Below are 23,917 nucleotides of genomic sequence, written 5' to 3'. Positions count from 1 at the left end.
GCTGTCTACTGCTGGATGGGGTTGCCGTCCGTGCCGCAGACGTAGCCGGCCCGGATACAGCCGCTGACGCGACGTTCCAGCTCGGCGGGATCCCACACGTTCAGGAAGTCGCCGTGGAAGGTGTAGCCGGGTGCCGTGAGGACGTTGGTCCCGTTACGAGTGCCTGCAAGCGTCAGGCCCGTCCCATTGACCGGATACGTGATCAGGAACTCCAGACGCGGTACGACAACCGGGTGGCTGGCCGGGCACGTACTACCGATCGCGAACGCCATGTGGTCCTTGTGGTTCGGGGAGTCGAGCCTGGAGCCATCCCAGCACGTCGGGAAGTCCAGGTAGTTCTCGAGCTTGGTGCCGGCCGGACAGTTCAGGAAGTCCCGACTCGACGGGGTCTGACCTACGCAGGACCAGCGGGCTGCGGGGTTCTGGTCCGGACTGGTGGCCAGGGCATTGCCTATGACGTAACGGAGGCCCTGTGGGTAGGCGACGGCCTTCGTATTCTCGGTGATGCCTTGGTAGTAGATGGTCACTCGCTCGGGTGCTACGGGTTGGCCGTTCTTGTAGAGGGTGGGGACCCAGTAGGCCGACTTGTCCGCCACCGGGTCGCAGTTGGTGCCACCGAGGCGCAGGGACTGCAGTGTCGAGTTGGCGTTGGTGGTGCGGTTACCGAAGAACTCGTGGATGTGTGATCCGCCAGACTGGCCTGGGAAGACGATGGGGTCGTCTCCGGCTCGGTGACTGCTTCTGCATTCGGCACGGAACTCTGAGCCGCGTACAGGTGCCTGTTGCTGGGCGACCATCGCTGCCGCTTGTTCCGGGTCAGGAGCGCCGCCGTGAGCGCTGTGGTCTACATGCTGGCTGCCTTGGTTTGAGCAGGCTGTGAGGGCTACCAGCGCTACTACCGCTATGAGCTTCCGCATGGTCTACCTGGCGAAGGTGAACCAGTTGACGTTGACGAAGTCTGACGGCTGCCCGCTGGTGAAGGTGAGGTAGACGTCGTGTACGCCGGTTACGCCGCTGATGTTGGCTGGGACGGTTCGCCAGCTCTGCCAGCCCCCGGTGTTGGCTATGGCGAAGCTGCCAATCGGTGGGTTGCTTCTACTGTCCAGACGGACTTCTACTAGGCCACTGACGCCACCGCCCGCTCCGGACGCCACTCGTGCGTTGAACTGCCTGGCCGCCGTACTGCCGAAGTCGATCCGTTGGTAGAGCGCCCAGTCGCCGTTGCCGATAGCGCCGAGGTTCTGGCCGCCACCGCTGTCGGTTGTGCCTTCGACCATCACACCGCCTTGCTGGTTGTACGACTCGGCCTGGATGGTGCTGTACGCACTACCGCCACCACCCGGCGGGGGAGTCGTAGGCGGTTGCGTGCCACCTCCACGCGTTGAGACGGCCACGTAGTCCACAAGCATGGGACGGCCCGGCACTGTTGCCGCTGTCGGCGTGGGGCCGGCCAGGGCGTCGGGGAAGGCTCCGCCGATCGAGACGTTCAGCAGGATGAAGTACCCCGCGTGGTTCGTCATGTTGGCCCAGGTGTCCGCTGGGAGCTGAGACTGGCTGACGCTGTGGAACTGCTGGCCGTCGACGTACCACCGGAGCTGGTTCGGACTGATGCTCGTGTCCCACTCGAACCGGTAAGTGTGGAAGGCCGACTGGCAGCTCGAACCCGGGCAGGCCCGGTTGGCGCCGATGCCGGAGGTCTCGTTACACGGGCCGCCGGGGTTGACGCCGCAGTGCAGAACGGCCCAGACCGAGTTGATGCCGTTGACGTTCTCCATGATGTCGAACTCGCCAATGCCCGGCCAGTTCCAGTAGTTGCCGCGGTAGGGCGATCCGAGTGCCCAGAAAGCGGGCCAATAGCCGAGCGCGGCATTGCCGGTGACGTTGGGCATCTGGATCCGGCCCTCGATCGCCAGTACGCCGCCCGCTGGTGGCCGGAAGTTGCTGCGCTGAGTCTCGATCCGGGCCGACGTCCAGTTGCCCGCGCCATCGCGCAGCGGGGTGATGCGGAGATTGCCGGCGCCGTCGTGGGCGACGTTCTGCGTGCTGTTGGTAAAGCTCTGCTTCTCGCCCGTACCCCAGTTGGCCGGGCCGCCCGGATAGCTATGGCCGAGGTCGATGATCCAGTTGGCCGACGAAGGCAACGTATTCGCGCCACCGGTGAAGTCGTCGCTCCAAACCATCGTCCAGCCCGGCGGAGGTGGCGGCACACTCGCTTGCGCGGCAATCCCCACCGGAACGGCAACCACCAACGCCGCCGCTCCCGCGATCAACGCCGTCCGCTGCCGGTTGAACATCTGCTGCCGGTTGAACATCTGGCGAAACCGTATGCGCATGAGCCGACCTCCAGATCCCGCCGGCACACGCCGCAGGGCGGTTGTCCGCGACCGTCGTACCGGCACAGCCACATGAAAGCGCTCTCATCACCCACCGTCAACACTTCGTCACCTGTCGGCATCCCGCCACTGTCGCGGCGCGATGCCGTAGGAGGCGGAAAAGTTGCGGGTTCGATCTCAATCGAATAGTTCAAGCGGACGTTTCAGTGGAGTTATGACCTGGTTTTCATGGGTACCGAAAGGGGTTTTCGGGGGCGGAAAGGCGTTGCTAGCTTCACTGCTCGATCGGTCCGATCGCGTGATGAGGCCTCATCGCAGCACTGTCCGGATCTCAAAGGGAGGTTTCACCATGATCGGCAAGACCCTCGTCCGCGCCGCATTTGCCGGTGCCGTTGTTGTCGCTTCGACGGTCACTATGGCCACGACGGCCTCGGCGGGTCAGAACGGCTGCGCGTACGTCAGCTTCCGTGACGGCCACGTCTACACGCAGCACAACTGTGGCCCGAACGGCACGTACCACATGGACATCTTCTACCCGGGCGTTCACCGCTCGACCGGTGGCTACCAGTACTTCGGCGGCAACCGCGAGACCCTCTGGAACGACCAGCCCGCAAACGGCACCAACGTCTGTGCGCAGCTGTGGCGGCACAAGTCCGACGGTGGCTACGAGAGCATGGGGCTGCCGTGCGAGGTCAAGTGATCAGCTGACGGCGAGGGTGGTTGCGACGGCTGGAGAACGCCGCAGCCACCCAACCCGCTGAAGTGATCAGTGGTGGTGGTCGGCGTCGGCGGCTTCGACCTCTTCGCGTTTGATGCCGAGGAGGTAGAGGATCGTGTCGAGGTAGGGGACCGAGAGGTGGGTGTCGGCGGCGTCGCGGACGATGGGCTTGGCGTTGAACGCGACGCCCAGCCCCGCGGCGGCGAGCATGTCGAGGTCGTTGGCGCCGTCGCCGATCGCGACCGTCTGGGACAACGGGATGTCCAGCGACGTGGCGAACCGGCGTAACGCCGTCGCCTTACCCGCCCGGTCGACGATGTCGCCGATGACGCGGCCGGTGAGCAGGCCGTCGACGATCTCGAGTTCGTTGGCCATGGCGAAGTCGATGCCGAGGTCGGCCGCGAGGCGGTCGGTGATGTGACTGAAGCCGCCGCTCACGATGGCGAAGTGGTAGCCGAGGCGCTTGAGGGTTCGGACCAACGTACGGGCGCCGGGCGCGAGCTCGATCGCGTCGTACACCTTGTCGAGGACCGAGGCGTCGAGGCCCTTCAAAGTCGCAACGCGCGAGCGAAGGGAGTCGGCGAAATCGAGTTCACCGCGCATCGCCTGCTCGGTGACAGCGGCGACCTCGGCCTCGCGGCCAGCGTGGGCGGCGAGCATCTCGATCACCTCGCCCTGGATCAGGGTCGAGTCGACGTCCATCACGATCAGCCGCTTGGACCGCCGGTAGAGACCGCCGGCCTGTACGGCGACGTCGACGCCTTGGGCGACACCTTCGAGCGCGAGGACCGTACGCAGGGATTCCGGGTCGGCACCCGAGACCGCGATCTCGATGGCCGTCACCGGGTACCGCGCCATGCGGCTGATGCGGTCGATGTTGGCGCCCGTATCGGCGATGCGGCCGGCGATCGCGGCGAGTTGAGCGGCGGTGAGGGGATGGCCGATGACGGTGACACCGCTACGGCCTTTGCGACGCGGCTCGTTGTCGCCGAGACCGACGTTGACCTCGATCTCGACGTCCAGGTCGGCGGCGAGTTGGGCCAGCTCCGCCTTCAGCGACGAGTCGTCGCGGGGTGCGTTGAGCAGCACACCGAGGACGAGATGACCACGCAGCACCACCTGCTCGGCGTCGATCACCTCGAGGTTCTTCCCGGCCAGTGTGGTGAGCACCGCCGAGGTCAGGCCCGGACGATCCGTACCGGTCAGGGTGACCAGCAGGGTCGGGCGATTCGGTGAGGCTTCTGAGGTGACCGGCGGCTGCGCATTCATGGCATACCTGAATCTACCGAAGCCCCGGTTCTGGTCCGCCCACCGGACCCGCCATCTCAACACTCGGGCACCAGAATTTCGTGCCCCGTTCACCCGCCGGACCCCGCGTCTCAACGGGCGTAGGATCGGGGTGTCCGGGACCGACGACATCCCACTCCTGAGATGCCTGCCACACCGGCTCCCTCCATGGGAGACGTCATGTCCGTCTTGCGTCGCACTCGTAGCTCGCACACCGGTACGTCACCGACGGTTCCTGATCCCGCGGTGGCCGGCGCTCCGAAACCTGAGACGATCGACCCGGCCAAGCCCTCATCAACCATGACGCCGGCGAGCCCGGTGCCCCGCACTCGCATGGGTGGCGCCTGGGTCGGGATCTGCGCGGCCGTGCTGACCCTCGTGGTGTTGATCATCTTCATGCTGCAGAACACCCGCCGCGTCGAAGTCAGCTTCCTGTGGATGAACGGGTCCGTGCCGCTGGCGCTGGCGCTGCTGATCGCGGGCGTCGGCGTCGGAGTCGTTGCCATGGTGGTCGGCACCGCACGCGTGACCCAGCTGCGCAAGCTGGTCCGCGACCGCCGACAGCGTCAGTGAATCTCAGCTGTGCATCCCTTCGACCGGTGAGTGGGTTGACATGACTTCAGGCGATTCTGCCGGCGGTGCGGCGCGGGCCGCGGGCGACAAGATCGAACAGGTTGGCGGCAAGGCGCAGCGGAGCGGCGTCTACCGGGGGCTGGTCACCGTCGGCCTGATCGCCTACGGCGTGGTGCACCTTCTGATTGCGTGGATTGCCGGCCAGTTGGCGTGGGGGCGTACCAACGAGAAGGCCTCCCAACAGGGTGCGCTGGAAGAGCTCGCCAGCAAGCCGTTCGGCGGTGTACTGCTGTGGGTGGTCGCGGTCGGTCTGTTCGCGCTGGTGGTCTGGCAGCTGGTCGAGGCTACGGTCGGGCACCGCGACAAGCAGGGCAAGGACCGGGTCGGCAAGCAGTTGTCGTCGCTCGGGCGTGCGGCGGTCTACCTGGCGATCGGTGTCAGCGCGGCCATGATGGCCACTGGATCATCGAGTGGCGGCAATGAGAAATCTGCTACCGCCAGGCTGATGGCGGCGCCGTTCGGCCGGATCTTGGTCGCCGGCGTCGGGCTGGTGATCCTCGCGATCGGTGTCCGCCACCTGTATAAGGCGGCCACCGCGAAGTTCACCGACGACCTGACCAGCGGCGTCGGGTCGGGCACCATCGTTCTCGGACGCGTCGGCTACGCAGCCAAGGGCGTCGCGCTCGGGATCGTCGGCGCCTTGTTCGGTTGGGCCGCGCTCGCCCACGACTCGAGAAAGGCCGGCGGGCTCGACCCTGCGCTACGCATGCTGCGAGACCAGCCATACGGCCGGGTACTCCTCACCATGACCGCACTGGGCATCGCCGCCTTCGGCGTCTATTGCTTCGTTTGGTCCCGCAACGCCAAACACTGACCACGGCCGGTGGCGCGCCGGGCTCAGCAGCTCGTCGCTACTTGCTTTGCCCGAGGGACTGCGACATCGCCCCGTCCAGGGAGCCGTCGATCACTGCGGCGGCGACCGCACTGAGCTTGTGTCCGTTGTGGCGCGCGTAGGCGCGCAGCACGGCGAAGGCCGCGTCCACGCCGACCCCGGTTCGCTCGGCCAGCACTCCTTTGGCCTGTTCGATCAGGATGCGGCTGTTCAGCGCCACTTGGAGTTGTTCGGCGACGATCTCGCCGTGGCGCACGGTGCGTTCCTGCAGTAGACCGATGGTGGCGACGTCCGACAAAGCCTGGCCCACCGCGAGGTCGTCGTCGCTGAGGCTGGACTGGTCCCGGCAGAACAGGTTCATGGCCCCGATGACCTGACCGCGCAGCCGCAGCGGTAGAGCATGCACGGACCGGAAACCGGCCGCGGTGGTCGCGGCATGGAAGCGCGGCCAGCGGGCCTCGACCTCGACCAGGTCGATGTTCACCACCGGCTGCGCGGTGGTGAAGCAATCCAGACAGGGCCCCTCGGAGGCTTGCAGCTCGAACAGCTCCAGCACCCGGGCCTGGTCGGTGGTTGACGCCAGCACCTGCAGCCCGCCCTGCGAGTCGACGAGGATCAGACCGGCCGCGTCGGCCTGCAGCAGTTCGACGCTGCGTTCGGTCAGCGTGTGCAGAAAGTCGATCACGTCGAAATCGGCGACGAGGGTGTCCGCGAGCTCGACGAACACGCCGGCCAATCGCTGCTCCCTGCTCATGGCAATCTCTTTCCTGATATTTCGTGACCGGTGACCGGGTGCTCCCTATTCATGATGATCGTCTTCGGGCGCGAAGCGTAGTCGCCGGGCGACCACGTCCTTGGCCACGTCGATCAGTGGACGTTCGCTGCTATAGGCGTGGGCCTGTAGCAGCAGCAGCGCCTCGGCCAGTCCGACCGCCGCTTGCACCGTGATCATCCCAGTCGCCTGATGAATCTCACGGCGGCTCCCGACGGCCTCGGCCAGCCGGGGGTGCAGCGGCTGGCCCGACGGTCTCTTGTCCTGCAGGCGCAACAACATCGTGGTCGCGGCCTCCGCGAAGGCCAGCGCCTCGGCCAGCTGGTGCCTGTCCAGCGAACCGGTCGTGTGGCGGTACAGGTTGAGCAGCCCCAGCCGGATCGCCCCGACCTGCAACGGGAACGCGAAGACGGCGGCGATCCCCGCCTCGAGTGCGCAGGCGGTGAAGCTCGGCCACCGAGACATCCCCGTGACGGCCAGATCGGACTGCAACACCGGCCGCCCGTCCCGGGAGGCATCCATACACGGCCCCTCACCCAAGGTCTGCTGGAGGTCCTCCATCACCGCAGCTGCACCGTCCGTAGTCGTGATGCTGCCGCCGTGACCTGCCGGGGTCATCAACGCCAACCCCACTCCAGTGACCGGTATCGCCACAGCACAAGCACGGCACAGTCGCTCCGGAAGTCCGTCTTCTTCGCCGGCCATGACGTCGGCCAGGATCTGCCGAACCCGTATCGATGACACCTGACCACACCGCCTCCCGCTTCGCACCGCCAACCAAGGCCAACTCATCGATCAGGTGGTCACCGGAGGTCCGTTGGCGGTACCGGCTGGTGCTCTGGTGGGAGCCGACGGGTGCTGACCAACTCGTCCGCGACAATCCGTAGCTTGACGTTGTTGTCTTGCGAATAGCGGCGCAGCACCGCGAACGCCTGGTCGGCGTCGATCGCGAACCGCTCCATCAACAGGCCCTGAGCCTGGCCGATGAGCGTGCGGGCCGCCACCGCCTGCGCCAAAGTCGATGCCTCCCGGACGGTTGCGACCGCGACCGAGGCGTGCCGGGCCAACAGGCGCGCGTTGGTCTCGTCGACGGCGCTGAACTGGCCAGGGTGGATCCCATACAGGTTCAGCGCGCCCAGGGTTGACCGGGTAGTGAAGAGCCAGACTGTGAGCACGCTGCGCAGACCGAGCTCGGCTACCTCTGGACTCCACCGCGGCCACCGGCCGTCGACAGCGGTGTCGCAGACCAAGACGGTGTGGTGCTCCCAGTTCACCGGCACACACGGGCCCTCGCCGTACTGCAGCTGCAACCGGTCGGCCTGCTGCCCCCGCCGGTCCGTGACGCCGACCGTCTGCAGGCCCGTCCCGCGGTGAGCCATGACTACTCCGGCGCAATCGCATCCGGTGGCCCGCAGCGCGTACTGCAGTACCCGGTCCACCGTTTCAGCCATGTCTGCCGCGTCGTACAGCTCCACTGCCAGCTGCGCGAACCCGGCAGCTACCATCACGTCCGCCTCTGGGGTACCGGAACTGTCGCGGTAACTATCGGCGACCAGCGGCTGATGGTCTTCAGTGCGTGTGAGAGACACGGCCCGACTCCCTGCAATAGGCACTCCGTTGAGCGCCGCCGGGGTCTAGGGCAAGCGAACACGCCGCTCCGAAATTCAGCGGTGTGACACTTCGAACGATACCGCCAATCCGCGTCCACCGCGCCACCGAAATCCCTAGCCGTACAGCACGTCGAACGCCCAGCTGCGCCGCGTCCCCGGCCGAGTCAGCGGAGGTTGGGTACGGGTGGGCTGCAGGCGGCTACTAGGGCGCGGCGGGCGGCGGAGGCTAGGGCTAGTACGGCGTGGCGGCGGGCGTCGGCGTCGACTCGGGTGATGGCGGCGCCGTCGTCCTCTAGCGCGGCCTCGGCGATGGCTAGGCAGCGGCGGGCGGTTGCGGCGGCCTTGACGGCGCGTGGTTCGTAGCCGGGGGCGAGGTCGTCGCCGTCGCTGCGGCCGATTTTGCGGATGTCGAGCAGGGCGTCCGCGATCTCGGGTTTCCATTTCGCGACGTCTAGGGCGGCTAGGGATTCCGCTGCGTCGATTAGCGCCAGGCGCAGGGCGCGGTCGGCCTCGCCTAGGTCCGGGGGAGGTGGGGCGGTTGCCGGCATGACGGTCCACTGGACGGCTGGGCCGACGTACGCGGGGATCAGGCCGATTGAGGCGCCTGCGACTACGACGGCTTCGCCAGATTCGAGCGCCGCCTCGTTGAAGGGCGCCGGGCCTGCGAGGCCGATCGGGTCGCCTGCCACGGGGAGGGCGAGGTAGGCCTCGGTCGCGCCCGCCGTACGGATGAGGTTGAGGGCCACCGGCAACGTCGCGGGGGTGGGGTGGGCCGCGAGTCCGGAGACGTGGTGGCCGACGTCGTCGCCGAGGATCTTTCGCGCGGCCGTGTCCGGGTCGCAGGCACCGGTCAGCATCGCGTTGGTCCAGACGGTGAAACGCACCGAGGCAGCAGTGGTCAGCACGTCGGAGATCATCTCATCCCGGCCAACCGCGCGGCCCTCCTGTGAGTGGATGGAGGCGACCCCGTAGGTTTTGGTCCATGACTTCGGTGGTGGAGCTGGCGGGTGTCTCGGTGGTGCGGGGCGGCTCGCACTTGGTGGACGGCATCGACTGGACGGTCGACGAGGCCGATCGATGGGTCGTGATCGGGCCGAATGGCGCCGGCAAGACCACGTTGCTGCAGGTGCTCGCGGCCCAGATCCACCCGACTACAGGGGTTGCCGGGCTGCTCGGCGATGTACTCGGCACGGTCGACGTGTTCGAGTTGCGTCCGCGGATCGGCCTCACCAGTGCCGCCCTCGCCGATCGCTTGCCGAAGTCCGAGCGCGTGGCCGACGTCGTGGTCTCCGCGTCGTACGCCGTGCTTGGTCGTTGGCGCGAGGAGTACGACGAGCTGGACCACGAGCGGGCCGCGAGTCTGCTGAAGGATCTCGGCATCGGGCATCTCGCCGAGCGCACGTTCGGCACCTTGTCGGAGGGCGAGCGCAAACGCGTCCAGATCGCTCGCGCCCTGATGACCGATCCCGAGTTGATGCTGCTCGACGAACCGGCCGCGGGGCTCGACCTGGCCGGCCGCGAGCAGCTGGTCCGGTCGCTGTCGAGTATCGCGACGGCCGACGGCGCGCCCGCGATGGTGCTGGTCACGCACCACGTCGAGGAGATCCCGCCGGGCTTCACGCATGCTCTGCTGCTCAAGGAGGGCAAGGTCGTCTCGGCCGGCCCGATGGACCAGGCGCTGACCTCGCAGACCCTCAGCGAGACGTTCGGCCTGTCGTTGGCCCTGGAGTACGCGAACGACCGCTACTCCGCCCGCGCCGTCTAGACCACTCCGCCGTACGACGCCCGCGCTGTCTAAAGACTTCCCGACGTACGGCGCCGCGCCGTTTGAGGGGGGCTCGGCGGACCGGAACCCGGCTAGTCTGGCGGCATGAATTGGCTGGGAGATAACCCGTGGGCGATCTGGGCCGCCATCGCGGCCGCGCTTGCCCTCGCTGAGCTCGCGACCCTGGATTTCACCCTGCTGATGATCGCCGCGGGCGCCTTGGCCGCCACCGGCGTCGCGGTGCTCTTTCCCGGCCTGGTCTGGCTGCAGATCGTCCTCGGCATCATCACCGCGGCCGCGATGCTGGGCGCGATCAGGCCCTTGCTGGTGAAGAAGTTGCACCATCACGGCGAGTTGAAGACCGGCAGCGCGCACGAGATCGGCCGCAGCGGCGTGGTCGTGAAGGAGATCCACCCGGACGCCGTCGGCTCGATCCGGCTCGGTGGTGAGCTGTGGACGGCCCGGCCGTACGACGAGACCGCGACGATTCCCGCCGGCACGCGCGTCGAGGTGATGGCGATCGACGGCGCTACCGCGGTGGTCTATCCGATCGGTGACCTGCCGCCGACCCATCCCGAGCTTGGCTGATCCGTGCTGACGGCAATCGTCGTGCTCGTCCTGCTGGTGCTCGTGCTGGTCGCGGCGTCCATCACCCGCGTCCCGCCGAACACCGTCGCATTGGTCGAGCGACTCGGCAAATTCCAGACCGCGTTGCAACCGGGCCTGGCCTTCCGGATTCCCTTTGTGGACAAGGTCGCGCATCGCGTCAGCCTGCAGCCGATGGTGCTCCGCATGCCGAAGATACCGCTGGCCAACAACGAAGGCACCTGGGTGGAGATCGAACCCGTCATCCACTTCCAGGTCATCGACGCGCCTAAGGCCGTCTACGAGATAGCGAACTTCCACCAAGGCCTCGAGCAGGTGGCTACGATCGCGGCCCGGCAGGTTGTCGGCACACTCGACGAGTACGGCGCGCTGGCCGGGCGTGGCCGGATCCGGACGGCCATCGCCGAGGCACTCGTGCAGCCCGCGACGGCGTGGGGATTGCGAATCGCCGAGGTCGACGTACCGTCCGTAGAGCGAGCCAAGTTGCCGTCGGCACCAACAAGCTGACGCGACGAGCTAACCCAACGAGCCGAGACCTGTAGCCGGATCGTAAGGAACCACGGTGGTCGCTGGCCCGTCGATAGGAAAGACTGTCGGTTCTCAGAGGCTTTTGAGTTGGAGGACTTCGTGGAGGCGTTCATCGTCATCCTGGCACTGATCGCCATTCTGGTGATCGTGACCTTGATCAAATCCGTCCGGGTGGTGCAGCAGCAGACGGTCGGCATCGTGGAGCGGTTCGGCAAGTTCAAGGTCGGCTTGCAGCCCGGCCTGAACCTGTTGATGCCGTTCGTCGACAAGGTTCGCTACACCATCGATATGCGCGAGCAGGTCGTCGCGTTCCCACCGCAGGGTGTCATCACCGAGGACAACCTGATGGTGTCGATCGACTCCGTCATCTACTTCCAGGTCAACGACCCGGTTCGCGCGACGTACGAGATCTCCAACTACATCCAGGCCATCGAGCAGCTGACCATGACGACGCTGCGAAACATCATCGGTGGCATGGACCTCGAGCAGACTCTGACCAGTCGCGAGGAGATCAACGAGAAGCTGCGCTACGTGCTCGACGAGGCCACTGGCAAGTGGGGTATCCGGGTCAACCGGGTCGAGCTGCGTTCGATCGACCCGCCTCCCTCCATCCAGGACTCGATGGAGAAGCAGATGCGCGCCGACCGGGACAAGCGCGCCGCGATCCTCACCGCCGAAGGTATGCGCCAGTCGGCCGTGCTCTCGGCGGAAGGCCAGAAGCAGTCGGCCATTCTGACCGCCCAGGGTGACCGGGAGTCCCGCATCCTGCGCGCGCAGGCCGAGCGGGAGGCCCGGATCCTGAAGGCGCAGGGTGAGGCGCAGGCCATCACGACCGTCTTCAACGCGATCCACGCGGGCAAGCCGGACCAGGGTCTGCTCGCCTACCAGTACCTGCAGATGCTGCCGTCGATCGCCCAGGGCGACTCGAACAAGCTGTGGATCATCCCGAGCGAGATCGGCAAGGCGATGGAAGGCCTCGGCAGTGCCGTCGGCCAGATCGCCGGTATCCCGCAGAAGGCCGAAGGCCCGTTCCCGGAGCCCGAGCTCGAGAGCCCGGCGTCGACGCCCGAGGTCGAGAGCGGAGCCGCGCCGGACCAGGCCGTCGCCGAGGCGGACAACGCCGTACAGGAGGCGATCGCCGCCGCGCAGAAGGCGGCGGTCGGTTCGGGCAAGCCGATCCCGCCGGCAACACCTCCACAAGACCAGGTCTGAGTTCACACCACAGCGCCCGGTGCCTCCTTCGAGGTGCCGGGCGCTGTGGTGTGACCAACACCCTGCGATCCGAGTGACGAGACCGATAAGGAAATCGCTGTCCAGGTGCGTAGAGTCTGACGACGATGACATGGTTCGAGGCGGTCCTCGTGCTGGCTGCCGGGCTCGGCGCGGGCACCATCAACGCGGTCGTGGGATCGGGCACTCTGCTCACCTTCCCCGCGTTGCTGGCGGCCGGTCTACCGCCGGTGCTGGCGAACGTGAGCAACACCATCGGCCTCGCGCCCGGTACGGCGGCCGGCGTGATCGGGTATCGCCGTGAGCTGTCCGGCCAGCGTGGTCGCATTCTTCGGCTGGTCCCGGCATCGCTCGCCGGGGCAGTCGTCGGGGTAGTACTGCTGCTGAGACTGCCCGGATCCGCCTTCGACGCGATCGTTCCCGGCCTCATCCTGCTCGGCTGCACCCTGGTCGTGCTGCAGCCCTGGCTGTCGCGGAAGATCAACCTGCCGAACGGCGGCGGCCATCGTGGCGCCTGGTGGGTCATTCCGGCGGTCTTCGTCACCGGGGTGTACGGCGGCTACTTCGGCGCGGCCCAAGGTGTGCTGCTGATGGCGATCCTGGGTATCGGCCTCGACCCGAACCTGCAACGCATGAACGGCCTCAAGAACGTGCTGGCCACGGTCGTGAACGGCGTCGCCGCGATCCTGTTCATCTTTGTGGCAGACGTCGATTGGCTCGCGGTCGCCCTGATCGCCTTTGGTTCGACCGTTGGCGGGCTGATCGGAGGCCGCTACGGCCGCCGCCTTCCACCGCTCGCCTTGCGCGGCCTCATCGTCGTCATCGGCGTCACTGCCGTCACCACCATGCTCATTTGAGCTTTGCCGCAAGGCCTTCCAGCAGCAGGTCCAGGCCGAAGTCGAACTGCTCGGTCCCACCAGTAGTAAGCGAGAGCTCCGGCGCGAGCTCGACCACAGTCGGGTAGTCGGTCGACGAGAGCGACTCCATCGTCGCCCGCAACCGGCGCCGCCCCTCGGGATCCTGGCGCTCGGCCCGGAGCTGGATCTCCCACGACGTCGCGCCCAAAACGTACGTGAACAAGGCCGTATGCGCCCGTGCCGCGTCCTCGGCCTCGAAGCCTGCCGATCGCAATACCTTCAGATGGCTCTCCGCCAGACCTGCCGTCTCCTGGCCGCTCAACGGCCGCCCGCCGAGTAGTTGCACCAGGCAAGGATGTTGCAGCATCAACGCCCGCAGGCCGCCGCAGATCGACCGCACCTGGTCCTGCCACGACCCCTCGCCGGGAGTAGGCGCGCCCGTCGCGAGCAGGTGATCGCGTACAGCGTCGTACAGCTCGTCCTTGTTACGGAAGTAGGTGTAGATCGCCATCGGGCCTACACCCAGCTCACCGGCGACGCCGCGCAGACTGAACGCGTTGGTTCCTTTCGCCTCCATCAACCCCAGCGCGGCCTCGACGATCAGCTCCGGATTGAGCGTGTTCCGCGGTGTCCTGGGCATGACGTAGGTCTCCTTTCGAACTCATAACGTACGGTGTACAGTACAACGTAGAGGAACAAATCACCAGCACTTCATCGGAAGGGAAGAGCGTCGTGCGAGCCGTGCAGATCACCGAGTTCGGTGGCCCAGAGGTACTCACCATCAGCGATGTCGAGGAGCCGAAGCCGGGCGACGGGCAGGTGCTGATCCACGTCGATCGCGCCGGTATCAACTACGCCGACACCCATCAGGTGGAGAACAGCTATCTCCAGCGCGCCACGCTGCCGATGATCCCGGGCGGTGAGGTGGTCGGCCGTACGGATGACGGTCGTCGCGTCGTGGCCCTGGTCGGCGGGGGTGGGTACGCCGAGAAGGCTGTCGCCTATGCGCCTTTCGCGTACGACGTACCTGACGAGGTCAGCGACGGCGACGCGCTCGCCATCGTGCTGCAGGGCACGACGGCCTGGCACCTACTCAAGACCTCGACCCACTTGAAGGAAGGCGACACCGTGCTGGTGCACGCCGGTGCCGGTGGTGTCGGTTCGATCGCGATCCAGCTCGCCAAGCGCTGGGGCGCCGGCCGCGTGATCGCGACCGCGTCGAGCGAGGAGAAGCGCAAGCAGACCCTCGAGCTCGGCGCCGACGTCGCGATCGACGGCAACCCCGAGGGCCTGAAGGACCGGATCATCGAGGCGAACGACGGCAAGCCCGTCGACATCGTGCTGGAGATGGTCGGCGGTCCGACGTTCGACGAGTCCGTTGACGCGCTGGCCAAGTTCGGCCGGCTGGTGACGTTCGGCGCCGCCTCGCGCGAGGCGGCCAAGCCGGTCGAGACCGGGCGGCTGATGAAGGGCTCGAAGACGATCGCCGGTTTCTGGCTGGCCGACTGCTTCTCGACCCCGTCGATGCTCGCCGAGCCGCTGGCCGAGCTGATGGACCTCACCGCCAAGGGCGAGCTGAAGCCGCTCGTCGGTGGGGAGTACGCGATGAGCGATATCGCCCAGGCTCACCTTGATCTTCGCGAGCGCCGCAGTGTCGGCAAGCTCGTGCTCGACCCCGCCCGCTGATTTCCCCCATCTTTTGAAGGAGAACTACCCGATGTCTTTGGACAAGGTCATCTACACCGCCCGTGCGACCGCCGAGGGTGGGCGCGACGGTCGCGTCACCACCGACGACTTCAAGCTCGAGGTCACGGTCGCGCCGCCGAAGGAGATGGGCGGTTCCGGCGAGGGCACCAACCCCGAGCAGCTGTTCGCCGCCGGGTTCGCGGCCTGCTTCCACAGCGCGCTGAAGCTCGTCGCGCGCAAGGCTCGCCAGGAGGCCGGGGACTCGACCGTTGAGGCTGAGGTCGGCATCGGCCCGATCAACGGTGGCGCCGGCTACGGTCTCCAGGTCCGCCTGGTGGTGACGCTGCCGGGTCTCGAGCGTGAGGTCGCCGAGCAGCTCGTCGCCACGGCCGACAGCGTCTGCCCGTACTCGAACGCAACCCGCGGCAACATCGACGTCACCCACACCATCGCCTGACCTACGTCTCTAGCGGCTCCAGCTGGATCCGCTTCTCGAGTTCCGCGATGGCATCCGGGCGTCCGGTGCCGAGGCCGTGCCGGGTCACGTTGAGTGCACCCGCCGCGGCCCCGGCGCGAATGGCCGCCCGGATGTCGCCACCCTTCGCCAGTACGGCGACCACGCCGGCCGTCATCGAATCGCCCGCGCCACGGTGATCCTTGACGGTGAGATCGGAGAGCCGTACCTCCACCACCTCGTCCTCGATGAACGCGATGGCGGGTTTCTCGGCCCGGCTGATGATGATCGTGTCGGCACCCCGCTCGCGCAGCCGGTGGATCGCCTTGACGACACCGGTATCGCCGTCGCCCTCCTCGGCGAGGCCATCGGCGTACAGCTCCTCATCGCTCACCTTGAGGAACGTCGGGCCAGCATCGAGTATGGCGTCCAAGTGGTCACCGCTGAGGTCTGCCGCGACCTGCGCGCCATTGTGTTGCAGGTCCATGCCGAGCCGTCGGTAAGTCTCGGGCGATACCAGCGCGGGATCGGCCGCACCGCTGAGCAGGCACCACCCGGCGCGTAAGCCTTCGGCCAGCGCCACGGCGTACAACTCGTCGCCGTCGTGCCGGCCCAACGGCGTACCTGGGTGTTCGGCGATGGTCTGCCGTTCTTTGTCGCGCCGGTCGTGGATGTACCAGCCGCTGTCGGCCTGGCGGTGAACCGCCTTGAGGTCCAAGCCCTCGGCCTCGATCAGCGAGGTCAGCACTCGGCCAACCTCACCGTCGCCGACAATCGCGCAGAACGTCACCGGCACACCCAGCGAAACGATCATCCGGGCCTGCCAAAGTCCCTGCCCGCCGGCGTGCAGATGCAGCTCGGGCTCATCGGCGACCTGCTCGACCGTCACCGTCAACTGCGGCGCCGGCGCGAACACCATCACCCGCTCATCCATTGGCCAACCCTTTCCGAGCGGTCAGCCAGTCAAGTACCCGCCGCTATTCGCCTACGGGGTTGGCGAGGTCGAGCACTTCGGCGCTGGGGAGTTTGGCCAGGTCTGCGCCGTCGACGAGCAGCTTTGAGGCGCGCAGTCCGCTGCCGATGACGACGGGCCCGGCTGCCGCGACGGCTGCGTCGACCAGGATCGGCCAATCGGCGGGCAGACCGACCGGCGTGATGCCGCCGTACCCCATGCCGGTCGAGCCAACGGCGTCATCCTGCGCGGCGAACGAGATCTTCCGGACGCCGAGGTGTTTGCGGATCACGCCGTTGACGTCGGCGCGATGGGTGGCGAGCACCAGCACTGCGGCGTACGTCGATTCGCCCGCGCGTTTGCCGTGCACGATCACGCAGTTCGCCGACTCGGCCAGCTGTACGTCGTACTCGGCGCAGAACGCTGCTGTGTCGGCGAGGCCCGGGTCGATGGGGGCGACTTGTGCGGGAATGCTCTCGATCGCCTTGCGGACCGGTTCGGCCAGCAGTTCGGGATGAGCCGTTGCGGGTTGCCAGTCGAGCTTGCTCACCGCGCGACGGTCCCTTCCTCGTCAGCGTCGGCCCCTTCGAGCTCTTCGGCGTCGAGGGTGTCGGGGCCGTCGGCGTCGACCAGGTCGGCGTACTCCTGGTGCTCGGAGAGGTAGTCCCGGTAGAACGGGCACGCAGGTTTGACGCGAAGACCGGCCTCGCGCGCGTCGTCCAGCGACTTGCGCGCGATCCGTCCGGCGACACCACGGCCGCGGTACTCGGGCAGCGTTTCCGCATGCACGAAGGTGATCGTGGCACCCGAGAGCCGGTAGTCGGCAAAGCCCATCAGGTTGCCGTCGGCGTCGTGCGCCTCATACCTGCTGTGCTCGCGGGAATCGCCAACGGTGATCTCGTTCTCCATACCTCCACCTTAGTGCGGTCCCAATCCCACTTTGTCGTTCATTCGTCGGAATCCGCCCTCTTGCCGTCGCCGACCCGCACCTGTCCGTTCGCTGGGAGAGGGCGGATTCCGACGAATGAACGACAAAGTGAGGTCGGACGTTTGCGATTGCCGCGGCCTGGGGTACGGGCGTCGGAAGTGTGCCGAGAGCAAGACGAGCGGTGGATCAGCAGCATCGTCGATCGGTCTGTGCGTCTGCCGGACGGCGATTCGAACTCCTAACCGGCGCAGACCGGGGGAGAGGGGCGCGGCCCGGATGCCAAATCACAGGGGGCATCCGGGCCGCAATCCCCTCCTAGCGCCCTGCGCTAGTTCGGCCGGGTGAGTACTTCGACGGCATGACGGCGGTGCGTGGCGAACAGCTTGAGGGCGGCTTCGGTGTCGCGGGAGCGCAACGCGGCGACGAGCTCGCGGTGTTCGTGCGGGATGAACCCGAGGTATCCCTCCGTGCTGACGCCGATCCGCGTCAGCAGGAACAAGTGCACCTGGCAACGGATCGCCTCCCAGGCCTCCTGCAGGCGCCGATGCCGGGTGGCGGCGTAAACGGAATCGTGGAACGCGATGTCGCAGCGCACCATCGCGTGCGCGTCCTCGGCGCGGTCCATCCGGTCGGCCGCCGACTCGATGGCCGCGAGATCCTCGTCCGAGGCGTTGGCAATCGCCTCCTGGACGGCGAGCTGCTCGAGCGCGCCGCGCAGACTGTCGAGTTCCGCGATGTCGTCAGGAGACAGCGTGGTCACCGTGGCGCCGCGGTGCCAGGCGCTACGGACCAGACCCTCGCGTTCGAGCCGGAGCAGCGCCTCGCGAATCGGGCCGCGGCTGACGTCCAACGCGCCCGCGAGCTCGACCTCGCGCAACTGCGTGCCAGGACCGTAGACCCCACTGAAGATGGCCTCCCGGATGTTGTCCGCCACCTCGTCGGCCAGACCGCGACGGCGAGCGGGGGCCAGTTGGTCGCTCATGGACGCCTACCTTCCCTCGATTGTCGCAATGTTAACATTCAGACATCGCAACCACTCAGGAAGGTATCGCCATGACCGTTCTCGACTCGCCGATCCCGCGCTTCCACCTGGCCGTGCCGGTCGACGACCTCGCCGCCGCACGCCACTTCTACGGTGAAGTCCTTGGCCTCGAGCAGGGCCGCAGCGCGGACACGTGGGTGGACTGGAACCTGCACGGCCACCAGTTCGTGACCCACCTCGCGCCGGCCCGCGCGCAGCGAATCCACAACCCGGTCGACGGCCACGACGTCCCGGTGCCGCACTTCGGGCTGATCCTGACGATCGAGGGATTCCAGCAGCTCGCCGAGCGGCTGCGCGAGGCGGGCACCGAGTTCGTCATCGAGCCCTACGTGCGTTTCGAGGGTCAAACCGGCGAGCAGTGGACGATGTTCCTGCTCGACCCGGCCGGCAACGCCCTCGAGTTCAAGGCCTTCGCCGACGACTCCCAGGTCTTCGCCGCCTGACGGTCTGACGTTGGCAGTGATGATGGACGCGCTGCGGATGTGAGGCTCGCCATTGCGGCGAGGTTCGGTGTCACAAAGGCTGGGCGTGGGCGGTCTTCTGCTCTGAGGACCGAACCCATCGGTCGATTGGAGACTGCCTTGAACACCGCGGAACGGCGCATCGCGACATCGGTACTGGTGATCGGAACCGGCGGCTCGGGATTGCGGGCGGTGATCGAACTCGCCGAACGTGGTGTCGATGTTGTTGCCGTGGGCAAGCGTCCGAAAGCCGATACGCACACGTCGCTGGCGGCCGGTGGCATCAACGCCGCCTTGGCCACGGTGGACCCGGACGACAGCTGGCAGCAGCACGCGGCCGATACGTTGAAGGAGAGCTACCTGCTCGCCAATCCGCACACGGTCGAGATCGTGACGCGGGGTGCGGCGCGCGGGATCGAGGACCTCGAGCGGTACGGGATGCCGTTCGCCCGGGAGGAGGACGGGCGGATCTCGCAGCGGTTCTTCGGCGCGCACACCTATCGTCGTACGGCGTTCGCGGGTGACTACACCGGGCTGGAGATCCAGCGCACGCTGATCAACCGGGCCGCGCAGCTGGATGTGCCGGTGCTCGACACGGTCTACATCACGAAGCTGCTGGTCCGGGACAACGTGATCTTCGGCGCGTACGGCTTCGACCTGAACGACGGCACCCGGTACGTCATCCACGCGGACGCCGTCATCCTCGCGGCCGGCGGGCACAACCGGATCTGGCGGCGGACCTCCTCGCGGCGCGACGAGAACACCGGCGACTCGTTCCGTCTCGCGGTCGAGGCCGGCGGGCGTATTCGCGATCCCGAGCTCGTGCAATTCCACCCGTCCGGCCTGATCGAGCCCGAGAACGCGGCCGGCACCCTCGTCTCCGAGGCGGCTCGTGGTGAGGGTGGCGTGCTCCGCAACGCGCTGGGCGAACGGTTCATGGAGCGGTACGACCCGGAGCGGATGGAGCTCTCGACCCGGGATCGCGTGGCGCTCGCGGCGTACCTGGAGATCAAGGAAGGGCGCGGTACGCCGAACGGCGGCGTCTGGCTCGACGTGTCACACCTGCCGCGCGAGACGATCATGCAGCGGCTGCCGCGGGTCTACCAGACGTTGCTCGAGCTGCAGATGCTCGACATCACCACCACGCCGATCGAGATCGCGCCGACCGCGCACTACTCGATGGGCGGAGTGTGGGTGCGGCCGGAGGACCACAGCACGGATGTCGAAGGGCTGTACGCGATCGGTGAGGCGTCCAGCGGGTTGCACGGCGCGAACCGGCTCGGCGGGAACTCGCTGATCGAACTGCTGGTCTTCGGGCGGATCGTGGGCGAGGCCGCGGCGGCGTACTCCGCCGGTCTGGAGTCTCAGCGGCGATCCGCCTCGGCTTTGGATGAGGCGCGGGCCGAGGTCGACGTATTGCTCGCGTCGGACGGTCCGGAGAACGTGCGGTCCTTGCAACGGGTCTTGCGGAACACGATGACCGAGCACGCAGGCGTGGTGCGCGACGAGGCTGGTCTGCTCGCGGGATTGGCCGAGTTGGATGCGCTCGGCGAGCGGATGACCAAGGTGGGGGTGCATCCGGACATCGCCGGCTTCCAGGACCTCGCGCACGCCTTCGACCTCAAGTCGGCGGCGCTCGCGGCCCGGGCGACGATCGAGGCCGCCATCGAACGGCGCGAGACGCGCGGCTGCCACAACCGGTCGGACTTCCCCACGTTGGATCCGTCGTTGCAGGTGAACCTCGTCTGGTCTGGTCCGGGCGTGCTGACGCGGGAAGAGCTCCCGCCGATCCCGGCTGAGATCTCCGCGTTGATGAGGGACGTGGATACCGCCGGAAAGCTGGTGGAATAGCCTACGGCGGTGAACTCGATCCTGGTCGCCGGTACGACGTCCGACGCGGGTAAGACGACCGTGGTGACCGGGCTGTGCCGCTGGCTGGCGCGCCAGGGGGTGCGCGTCGCGCCGTACAAGGCGCAGAACATGTCGAACAACTCGATGGTCTGCGCGGACGGCGCCGAGATCGGCCGGGCCCAGTGGATCCAGGCCGTCGCCGCCGGCGCGGAGCCCGAGGCCGCGATGAACCCGGTGCTGCTCAAACCCGGCAGCGACCGGCGGAGCCACGTCGTACTGATGGGGGAGCCGTGGGGGGAGTTGTCCTCGCGCGGTTTCCTCACCGAGCGGGCCGCGTTGGCGAAGGCGGCGTTTGCGGCGTACGACGATTTGGCCTCGCGGTATGACGTGGTGGTGTGCGAGGGCGCGGGGAGTCCGACCGAGATCAACCTGCGGGAGTCGGATTACGTGAACATGGGGCTGGCGCGGCATATCTCGGCGCCGGTGATCGTGGTGGGGGATATCGATCGGGGTGGGGTTTTCGCTTCGCTATTCGGCACGGTTGCGTTGCTCTCGGCCGAGGACCAGGCGTTGGTCAGCGGGTATGTGATCAACAAGTTCCGCGGGGATCAGACGTTGTTGCAGCCGGCGATCGACATGCTTGGTAATGCCACCGGGCGACCGACGTACGGCGTACTCCCGTGGTTGCCCGATCTGTACCTCGACTCCGAGGACGCGCTCGACGTTCCCGGGCGTCGCGCGACGGCTGGTGGGGCGTTGACGATCGCGGTGGTGCGGTTTCCGCGGATCAGCAACTTCACGGATTTGGATGCGCTTGCGGTCGAACCGTCGACGAGCGTGTTCTTTACAGCCGATCCGGCGGATGTGCGGGATGCCGATCTCGTGGTGCTGCCCGGTTCGCGCGCGACTGCTGCCGACTTGGCCTGGTTGCGGTCGACCGGGCTCGCGGAGGCGGTCGTCGCGCGGGGTGCCGCCGGTCGGCCGGTGCTCGGGATCTGCGGCGGCTACCAGATCCTCGGTGGGCTCATTGACGACCCGTACGGCGTTGAGGGTGGCGGCCGTTCTAACGGGCTCGAGTTGTTGCCGGTAGCAACGGTTTTTGAACGCGAGAAGACCCTGGCCCGGCCGGCGCCCACGGCGTACGAGATCCACCACGGCGTCGTCTCGGTCGTCGCCGATGCCGAGCCCTTCCCCGGCGGCTGCCGCTCTGGCGCAACCTGGGGCACCATCTGGCACGGCCTCCTCGACGACGACGCGGCCCGCCACGCCTTCCTAACCGAGGTGGCCGCCCTAACCGGCAAACCCGCCCCCGACGGCCGCACGTCCTTCGCCACCCTCCGCGAACAACGCCTAGACCGCCTAGCCGACGCCATCGAAGACCACCTAGACACCAAGTCCCTACTAGCCCTCATCGAACAAGGCGCCCCACCAAACCTCCCCTTCATCCCACCCGGCGCCCCCACCGCCTAACCCCAACGCGCATCGCCCAACACCGGCGCCCCATCGGCCTAACCCCGGCGCCCGCCCGCCGCTTGGCCCGGTGCCGCGCCCTCCCTCCCGACACGCCCGGGCCGCCGGTGAAACCCCGCTCATCGGGCCCTTGTGACGCGGCGTGTCGCGGTTCATCGGTCCCTTGTGACCATCCCTCGACGTGTCGTCGGAGGCTTGCGACCCAACGGCGCGGGCCAACCCTCTTTGCATTCATTCGTCGGAATCCGCCCTCTCAGCCACCGCGGTCCAGCACAGCTGAGCGGACGGGCGAGGGCGGATTCCGACGAATGAATGCAAAGGTGCGTAGCTGGCTGGCCTTTGCTGCCAAAGCTTCCGTGCGTGGTCAGAACGGACCGATGAACCGCGACACGCCGCGTCACTAGGGCCCGATGATGAGAGTGGCGACACGCCGGGAGGAGGCGAGGGCGAAGGGGAGGTGGGGCGCCGGGGGTGAGGGGGTTGGGCGACCGTCACGTGTCCGAAGGCGGGGTGGCGGGTTGACTACTGTGACAGTTGTACTGTCACAATGCGGGTATGGGTGCGTTGAGTGGGGTTCGGGTGGTGGAGTTGGCTGGGATTGGGCCGGCGCCGTTTGCCTGCATGATGTTGGCCGAGATGGGGGCCGACGTGGTCCGGATCGAGCGGCCCGGGGGTGGGTTGATGCTTGGGCCGCCGGAGTTGGAGTTGCTCAACCGGGGGCGGCGGAGTGTCGCGATGGACCTCAAGAAGCCCGAGGCGATCATCGCGGTTCGCGAGTTGGTGGCGCGGGCTGACGTGCTGATCGAAGGGTTTCGGCCGGGGGTTGCCGAGCGGTTGGGCTTGGGGCCGGAGGAGTGTCGGGCGATCAATCCGCGCCTGGTGTACGGGCGGATGACTGGGTGGGGGCAGGAGGGACCGCTGGCGCAGTCGGCTGGGCATGACATCGACTATTTGGCGATCTCTGGCGCGCTGGGTGCGATTGGGCGTGCGGGTGGTCCGCCGCAGGTGCCGGTCAACTTCCTGGGGGACTTTGGTGGTGGTTCGCTCTACCTCGTCGTGGGTGTGCTCGCGGCGTTGGTCGAGGCTCGCGCGAGTGGTCAGGGGCAGACGGTCGACGCGGCGATCGTGGATGGTGCCGCACACCTGACGACCCAGCTGCTCGGTGGGCTCGCGGCCGGGAGTTGGCGTCAGGAGCGTGGGGCGAATCTGCTCGACACGGGTGCGCCGTTCTATGACGTGTACGAGACGGCCGACGGGTTGCATATGGCGGTCGGCGCGCTCGAGCCTGCGTTCTACGACGAGTTGATCCGGCTGCTGGGGGTCGCCGCGCCCGATCGGTACGACGTGAACAACTGGCCGGAATTGCGCAAGGTGTTCGCGGAGGCCTTCGCGACCAAGACCCGAGCCGAATGGGCCGAGATCTTCGATGGTACGGACGCCTGTGTATCGCCGGTGCTGCCGTTGGCCAACGAACATCCGCATGTGGTTGCCCGTGGCACCTTTGTCGAGCACGAGGGCGTACGACAGCCGGCGCCCGCGCCGCGGTTCAGCCGTACGCCGAGCGCCATCGGTCAACCGCCCGCGCGCCCGGGGCAGCACACCCGCGAGGCGCTGACGGATTGGGGCGTCACGGCCGTGGACGAACTACTCGCCACCGGCGCCGCCGTACAGGCCTGACCACCCGACCGCCGTACAACCTGACCACCCGACCGCCGTACAACCTGACCACTCGATGACTCAGACCACCGTCACACCCGCACAAGCCGAGACCCGCGCAGCACGAAACCCGCACAGGCCGAGACCCGCACAGGCCGAGACCCGCACAGGCCGAGACCCGCACAAGCCGTGACCCGCAGCACGAGACCCGTAGCACGAGAGTCGCTGCATCAAACCGCCGTACGA

General features: G+C 67.3%; 26 protein-coding genes. 14 read left to right on the top strand and 12 right to left on the bottom strand.

Annotated features, from left to right (window positions below; genetic code table 11):
• Positions 1-5: 5 nt before the first annotated feature.
• Positions 6-917: a DUF1996 domain-containing protein gene (locus OG394_RS08390; protein WP_328994469.1), complete on the bottom strand. Its 912-nt coding sequence runs from the start codon at positions 915-917 to the stop codon at positions 6-8.
• 3 nt (positions 918-920) lie between these two features.
• Positions 921-2,333: a glycoside hydrolase family 16 protein gene (locus tag OG394_RS08385; RefSeq protein WP_328994468.1), complete on the bottom strand. Its 1,413-nt coding sequence runs from the start codon at positions 2,331-2,333 to the stop codon at positions 921-923.
• 349 nt (positions 2,334-2,682) lie between these two features.
• On the opposite strand from OG394_RS08385, the gene OG394_RS08380 reads away from it, so the two are divergent.
• Positions 2,683-3,033 carry a hypothetical protein gene (locus OG394_RS08380; RefSeq protein ID WP_328994467.1) on the top strand — a complete coding sequence of 117 codons (351 nt, stop codon included), beginning with the start codon at positions 2,683-2,685 and terminating at the stop codon, positions 3,031-3,033.
• Between the two features lie 66 nt (positions 3,034-3,099).
• Here OG394_RS08380 and serB read toward each other — a convergent pair whose 3' ends face one another.
• Positions 3,100-4,320 carry a phosphoserine phosphatase SerB gene (gene serB, locus OG394_RS08375; protein ID WP_328994466.1) on the bottom strand — a complete coding sequence of 407 codons (1,221 nt, stop codon included), beginning with the start codon at positions 4,318-4,320 and terminating at the stop codon, positions 3,100-3,102.
• A gap of 198 nt (positions 4,321-4,518) precedes the next feature.
• Here serB and OG394_RS08370 point away from each other — a divergent pair, with 198 nt between their 5' ends.
• Complete coding sequence (locus OG394_RS08370) at positions 4,519-4,911, top strand: hypothetical protein (RefSeq protein WP_328994465.1); 393 nt, start codon at positions 4,519-4,521, stop codon at positions 4,909-4,911.
• Between the two features lie 40 nt (positions 4,912-4,951).
• A complete protein-coding gene (locus OG394_RS08365) occupies positions 4,952-5,785 on the top strand; it encodes a DUF1206 domain-containing protein (protein WP_328994464.1) in 834 nt (277 codons plus the stop codon).
• A gap of 37 nt (positions 5,786-5,822) precedes the next feature.
• On the opposite strand, the gene OG394_RS08360 is transcribed toward OG394_RS08365, so the two are convergent.
• The 4 genes from OG394_RS08360 to OG394_RS08345 form a co-directional block, all read right to left on the bottom strand.
• Positions 5,823-6,557 carry a GAF and ANTAR domain-containing protein gene (locus OG394_RS08360; RefSeq protein WP_328994462.1) on the bottom strand — a complete coding sequence of 245 codons (735 nt, stop codon included), beginning with the start codon at positions 6,555-6,557 and terminating at the stop codon, positions 5,823-5,825.
• Between the two features lie 45 nt (positions 6,558-6,602).
• A complete protein-coding gene (locus OG394_RS08355; protein ID WP_328994461.1) occupies positions 6,603-7,319 on the bottom strand; it encodes a GAF domain-containing protein in 717 nt (238 codons plus the stop codon).
• Positions 7,320-7,378: 59 nt separating this feature from the next.
• Positions 7,379-8,164 carry a GAF and ANTAR domain-containing protein gene (locus OG394_RS08350; protein WP_328994460.1) on the bottom strand — a complete coding sequence of 262 codons (786 nt, stop codon included), beginning with the start codon at positions 8,162-8,164 and terminating at the stop codon, positions 7,379-7,381.
• A gap of 185 nt (positions 8,165-8,349) precedes the next feature.
• Positions 8,350-9,090 (bottom strand): hypothetical protein, encoded by a 741-nt coding sequence (locus OG394_RS08345; protein ID WP_328994459.1) that lies wholly within the window; start codon positions 9,088-9,090, stop codon positions 8,350-8,352.
• Between the two features lie 77 nt (positions 9,091-9,167).
• Here OG394_RS08345 and OG394_RS08340 point away from each other — a divergent pair, with 77 nt between their 5' ends.
• From OG394_RS08340 to OG394_RS08320, 5 genes are all read left to right on the top strand, one after another.
• Positions 9,168-9,950: an ABC transporter ATP-binding protein gene (locus OG394_RS08340; protein WP_328994458.1), complete on the top strand. Its 783-nt coding sequence runs from the start codon at positions 9,168-9,170 to the stop codon at positions 9,948-9,950.
• A gap of 105 nt (positions 9,951-10,055) precedes the next feature.
• The gene (locus OG394_RS08335; protein ID WP_328994457.1) at positions 10,056-10,538 is read left to right on the top strand and encodes an NfeD family protein; all 483 of its coding nucleotides are present in this window, start codon (positions 10,056-10,058) and stop codon (positions 10,536-10,538) included.
• A 3-nt stretch (positions 10,539-10,541) separates the two neighbouring features.
• Positions 10,542-11,063 (top strand): SPFH domain-containing protein, encoded by a 522-nt coding sequence (locus OG394_RS08330; protein WP_328994456.1) that lies wholly within the window; start codon positions 10,542-10,544, stop codon positions 11,061-11,063.
• A gap of 120 nt (positions 11,064-11,183) precedes the next feature.
• Entirely contained in the window at positions 11,184-12,296 is a 1,113-nt protein-coding gene (locus OG394_RS08325; protein ID WP_328996814.1) for an SPFH domain-containing protein, read from the top strand.
• Positions 12,297-12,421: 125 nt separating this feature from the next.
• A complete protein-coding gene (locus tag OG394_RS08320; RefSeq protein ID WP_328994454.1) occupies positions 12,422-13,171 on the top strand; it encodes a sulfite exporter TauE/SafE family protein in 750 nt (249 codons plus the stop codon).
• Here the strand turns inward: OG394_RS08320 and OG394_RS08315 are convergent.
• Positions 13,164-13,811 (bottom strand): TetR/AcrR family transcriptional regulator, encoded by a 648-nt coding sequence (locus OG394_RS08315; protein WP_328994453.1) that lies wholly within the window; start codon positions 13,809-13,811, stop codon positions 13,164-13,166. The genes OG394_RS08320 and OG394_RS08315 overlap by 8 nt on opposite strands.
• Before the next feature lie 92 nt (positions 13,812-13,903).
• On the opposite strand from OG394_RS08315, the gene OG394_RS08310 reads away from it, so the two are divergent.
• The gene (locus OG394_RS08310) at positions 13,904-14,857 is read left to right on the top strand and encodes a quinone oxidoreductase family protein (protein ID WP_328994452.1); all 954 of its coding nucleotides are present in this window, start codon (positions 13,904-13,906) and stop codon (positions 14,855-14,857) included.
• Between the two features lie 31 nt (positions 14,858-14,888).
• Positions 14,889-15,314, top strand: a complete 426-nt coding sequence (locus tag OG394_RS08305; protein WP_328994451.1) for an organic hydroperoxide resistance protein — start codon at positions 14,889-14,891, stop codon at positions 15,312-15,314.
• A gap of 1 nt (position 15,315) precedes the next feature.
• On the opposite strand, the gene OG394_RS08300 is transcribed toward OG394_RS08305, so the two are convergent.
• From OG394_RS08300 to OG394_RS08285, 4 genes are all read right to left on the bottom strand, one after another.
• Complete coding sequence (locus OG394_RS08300) at positions 15,316-16,245, bottom strand: PfkB family carbohydrate kinase (protein WP_328994449.1); 930 nt, start codon at positions 16,243-16,245, stop codon at positions 15,316-15,318.
• 43 nt (positions 16,246-16,288) lie between these two features.
• Positions 16,289-16,813, bottom strand: a complete 525-nt coding sequence (locus tag OG394_RS08295; RefSeq protein ID WP_328994447.1) for a YbaK/EbsC family protein — start codon at positions 16,811-16,813, stop codon at positions 16,289-16,291.
• Entirely contained in the window at positions 16,810-17,172 is a 363-nt protein-coding gene (locus OG394_RS08290; RefSeq protein WP_328994446.1) for a GNAT family N-acetyltransferase, read from the bottom strand. The genes OG394_RS08295 and OG394_RS08290 overlap by 4 nt, the downstream gene beginning before the upstream one ends.
• Positions 17,173-17,519: 347 nt before the next feature.
• Entirely contained in the window at positions 17,520-18,173 is a 654-nt protein-coding gene (locus OG394_RS08285) for a GntR family transcriptional regulator (RefSeq protein WP_328994445.1), read from the bottom strand.
• Between the two features lie 71 nt (positions 18,174-18,244).
• On the opposite strand from OG394_RS08285, the gene OG394_RS08280 reads away from it, so the two are divergent.
• The 4 genes from OG394_RS08280 (at position 18,245) to OG394_RS08265 (ending at position 23,692) form a co-directional block, all read left to right on the top strand.
• Positions 18,245-18,676 (top strand): VOC family protein, encoded by a 432-nt coding sequence (locus OG394_RS08280; protein WP_328994444.1) that lies wholly within the window; start codon positions 18,245-18,247, stop codon positions 18,674-18,676.
• 138 nt (positions 18,677-18,814) lie between these two features.
• Positions 18,815-20,545, top strand: a complete 1,731-nt coding sequence (locus OG394_RS08275; RefSeq protein WP_328994443.1) for an L-aspartate oxidase — start codon at positions 18,815-18,817, stop codon at positions 20,543-20,545.
• 9 nt (positions 20,546-20,554) lie between these two features.
• A complete protein-coding gene (locus OG394_RS08270) occupies positions 20,555-22,015 on the top strand; it encodes a cobyric acid synthase (RefSeq protein WP_328994442.1) in 1,461 nt (486 codons plus the stop codon).
• A gap of 555 nt (positions 22,016-22,570) precedes the next feature.
• Entirely contained in the window at positions 22,571-23,692 is a 1,122-nt protein-coding gene (locus OG394_RS08265; protein ID WP_328994441.1) for a CaiB/BaiF CoA transferase family protein, read from the top strand.
• Positions 23,693-23,917: the final 225 nt, after the last annotated feature.

The organism is Kribbella sp. NBC_01245, from assembly GCF_036226525.1.
Classification (GTDB): domain Bacteria; phylum Actinomycetota; class Actinomycetes; order Propionibacteriales; family Kribbellaceae; genus Kribbella.
This window is presented reverse-complemented; position numbering and strand designations above follow the sequence as displayed.